Annotated in this window: 1 protein-coding gene and 1 pseudogene; both read right to left on the bottom strand. The window is 67.0% G+C overall.

The window, feature by feature from the left end; genetic code table 11:
* Positions 1–321: 321 nt before the first annotated feature.
* The gene (dprA, locus tag B7R21_RS18015) at positions 322–1248 is read right to left on the bottom strand and encodes a DNA-processing protein DprA (protein WP_116284644.1); all 927 of its coding nucleotides are present in this window, start codon (positions 1246–1248) and stop codon (positions 322–324) included.
* Positions 1249–1940: 692 nt separating this feature from the next.
* Positions 1941–2116, bottom strand: a pseudogene (locus B7R21_RS18010) (IS256 family transposase); the annotation flags it as partial.

Here is a 2116-nt window from a genome sequence, read left to right as displayed (position 1 = left end):
CAGAATCCGCGGCCGCCACTGGTGAAGCGATCCGGGGGCTCGAGCTGGCGATGAGCGCGACGCAGTGGATGGAAACTCTTCCCCACCCCGACGGCGGATACCCGCCAATCTCAGGAAGCTAGTCCGTTAAAACGCGGTCCTTTGGGGAATCCGCAACTCTGTCGACGTCCTCAAAGTCCCGCAAACCCCACCACGTCCGGTGTTTGCCGAGCGAGCAGACTGAACCAGTTGCGCGCTGGAGATGGTCAGAAAGAGGGAGCGCGAGGGGGAAGGGTGTTCCCCCTCGCCGGCCAGCCCGGAGTGGCTGGCCGGCCCCGCAGGTCAGAGGGTGTCGGCGTCGGCGGCTGACGTGATGAGGGTCGCGCCGAACTCTTGGATGAGGCGGTGGCATCCCGAGCTCGCTGCGCTTGTGATTGGCCCGGGGACGGCGCCGACCGGTCGGCCGATTGCCAGGGCGTGCGCTGCCGTGTCCAGCGATCCGGAGCGGCTCCCCGCCTCGACGACGATGGTCTTGTGGGCGATGGTGGCGATGATCCGGTTGCGCTGCAGAAATCGCCATTTCGTCGGCGCTGTCCCGGGCGGCATCTCGCTGACGATCGCGCCTGCGTCCGCGATCCGGCTCAGCAGGCTGTCGTTGCCGGACGGATAGAACCGGTCCACTCCCCCAGCCAACACTGCGACCGTGTTGCCCCGGCTGGCGAGGGCGGCGCGGTGCGCCATTCCGTCGATCCCGTATGCCGCGCCGGACACGATGGTCCAGCCGTTGTCGACGAGGCCTTGGGTGAGGGTCATGGTGACGTTCTCGCCGTACCCGGTCGCAGCCCTGGCGCCGACGATCGCGATGGATCGGGTGCTGAGGAGCGCGGCATTCCCGCGCACCCATAGGCAGACCGGTGCGGTGTCCCCGAGGTCCGTCAGCCCGGCGGGCCAGTGCTCGTGCGATGGCGTCAGAATCTGGAACCCCTGCGCCTTGGTGCGGGTGATCGCTTCCGCGACGACGTCCGTGCTGTACCGGCCCGCGACCCGGTCACGCAACGCCGTGATCTCGTCGCCCTCGAGCTCATTGCTGAGGAGGAGGCGGAGCGCTTCGGCTGCGCCGCGGGCGGTGATGAGGGCGCCGCGGGTGACGTCGCCGGGTTCGGTGATGCACGCCCACGCGACACGGGCGATGGTGTCCTCGTCGTGGATGCTGCCAGCCTGCGACGCGCGCGCCTCGTCGGTGGCGGTGCTGGTGTGGTGTTCGGTCATTTTCTTTCCCTTTCGTTGTTTTGCCGTGAAGGCGGTTTACCGCCGCTAGGGACAGGCCGTGCAGTGCAACCCCTAGGGCGGTGGGGGAGAGAATTCCGGCACGAAATAAGGGAGCGCAGCGACCGCGTGCCGGAAATCTCGGAAGGAGCCGGCAGCCAGCGGCTGCTTGCGCGGAACGGACAGGCCCGTACGCTTCCGAAGGATTCACGGCACAACAACAAGCCCAGGCACTGGGCGGCAACAGCGCCGCGCAGCGGCTCAACTCAGACAGAACAGGCGACGGCAGAGCCGTTGGCCGCTGTCCGCACTCCCCGGCGGTTGAGAGAGAAGAGCCCCGACCGGTGTTCCCGGGCGGGGCTGCTCATTCCTTGGTGGTGGTGCGTGTTCAGGTGGTGGCTACGACGATCTGGATGTCGTCGGCGTCGCCTTCCCAGAACAGGTCGAGAATCGCGTTGCGGATCTTCTCGGCGTCGACGCCGCCCGCCCGGTCAGGGAACGACACCGTGACGGTGTGTGCGGATGCGGCGTTGTCGGTGACTCCGGCGGTCTGGTCTTCGTCGGCGTATTGATATGTCCAGGCGAAGCCGACTGCGCCGTCGGGTCCGTCGCCGTCGCGGTCGTACGCGGCGCGGTGTTCGTCCTCTTCGGGGTGGGGTCTGTCAAGAATTCGGTGTAACTAGTGTTGTTGTGGGTTAGCGTCCGACGGTGAGTCGGCCGTTGAAAGTGATGTCGAACGCGTTGAGCGCGGCCTTCCATCGTTGGGTCCAGCGGGCCCGCCCTTGGCCGGTCGGATCCAGGCTCATCACGGCCAGGTAGACACATTTCAGTGCGGCTTGCTCATTGGGGAAATGTCCCCTGGCGCGGACCG

Source organism: Subtercola boreus (assembly GCF_003399625.1).
Taxonomy (GTDB): Bacteria; Actinomycetota; Actinomycetes; order Actinomycetales; family Microbacteriaceae; genus Subtercola; species Subtercola boreus_C.
Note: the sequence above shows the minus strand (reverse complement) of the source record. Positions and strands in the feature narration are given on the sequence as shown.